This window comes from Vibrio agarilyticus (genome assembly GCF_012641465.1).
GTDB classification, from domain to species: Bacteria; Pseudomonadota; Gammaproteobacteria; order Enterobacterales; family Vibrionaceae; genus Vibrio; species Vibrio agarilyticus.
In genome coordinates this window covers 1-746 of the sequence record NZ_JABAIK010000055.1, presented here as the reverse complement: position 1 = coordinate 746, position 746 = coordinate 1, and the positions used below count along the sequence as shown (strand labels likewise).

General features: G+C 35.7%; 2 protein-coding genes. Both read right to left on the bottom strand.

What is annotated here, in order from left to right; genetic code table 11:
- On the bottom strand, positions 1-381 hold a 381-nt coding region (locus HGP28_RS18965), incomplete at its 3' end, for a hypothetical protein (RefSeq protein ID WP_159225048.1).
- 25 nt (positions 382-406) lie between these two features.
- The coding region (locus HGP28_RS18960; RefSeq protein WP_168837984.1) for a hypothetical protein at positions 407-746 on the bottom strand (340 nt) is incomplete at its 5' end.

Sequence of the window (746 nt, the reverse complement as noted above, 5' to 3'; positions counted from 1 at the left end):
TTTTATACTTTCTTCAATGCTCATTATAAATATTAGTGGATTATCATTTTTCTTCCCCCATGGGTTTCTAATTAATCCTTCGATGTACTCAGGTCCTTTGCGTCCTATTGCCTGCGCAATATTTTTTATTTCATCTGCGTGAGGGCTTTGTTGTACAGCTTTGTTTATGCCTGCTTGAGTGATTTTCAGAGACTCTACACCGTGTATGTTGTATGAGATAAAATGTAATAAATTAAGATGCAATGCAATTAATCCATTTTTGTTTACATCTGAGTATTTGGATAAAAAACGTAATGAAGTGTTAACTCTCCCTTGAAGCCTAACAATTGGGAGTGCTGCCTTGTATATTTCCTTCTCCGTTAAATACCGTTTAAAAAACATAATTCTCCGCCTCCGTATAGCGTGCCTATTTTATTTCGTCGTAAAACTTAGCTCTGAAATATTCCTTTAGAACCATCATGTCATTAATAATTGAATCTATCTCATCCATTTTTTCTTGGTATTCTTTTAATGGTGAAGGGAGCGGTAACTCAATATTTGAAAAGTGATTGGCGAGATAGGGATCAAGGTTTCTCATCCATTCAGGCTTTTCGCCAATGCGTTCTTCAACTGAAAGTGAACCTGATAATCTCTGGTTAATAAGATCACTTAGACTCATTTTGGTTTTATTCGAAAGCCGTTGTAAGGATTGCTTTAATCCTATATCTAGCATGATATTTGTTCTTTCTCTCATTACCCCCCCTTGC